Source organism: Pantoea sp. SIMBA_079 (genome assembly GCF_046940275.1).
Lineage (GTDB): Bacteria > Pseudomonadota > Gammaproteobacteria > Enterobacterales > Enterobacteriaceae > Pantoea > Pantoea borealis.
The window spans coordinates 1-247 of sequence record NZ_JAWRYR010000726.1 but is presented as its reverse complement, the minus strand read 5'-3'; the positions used below and the strand labels follow the sequence as shown (position 1 = coordinate 247).

The 247-nt window shown below is 65.6% G+C and carries 1 protein-coding gene; it reads left to right on the top strand.

The window, feature by feature from the left end; all coding sequences use genetic code 11:
• The coding region (locus SB719_RS21860) for an FAD-dependent oxidoreductase (protein ID WP_412159989.1) at positions 1 to 247 on the top strand (247 nt) is incomplete at both ends.

Below are 247 nucleotides of genomic sequence, written 5' to 3'. Positions count from 1 at the left end.
AGACCGCGCTCAAGGAATTCAAGAAGCAGGGCCTGGACATCAAGCTCGGCGCCAAGGTCTCTAAGACCGAGGTCACCGGCAAGGGCAAGAAGAAGGAAGTCGTCGTCAGCTACACCGACGGCAGCGGCGAGCAGTCGCTCACCGTCGACAAGCTGCTGGTCGCCGTGGGCCGCAAGGCCGCGAGCAAGGGCCTGCTGGCCGAGGGCAGCGGCGTCAAGCTGACCGAGCGCGGGCAGATCGAGGTCGA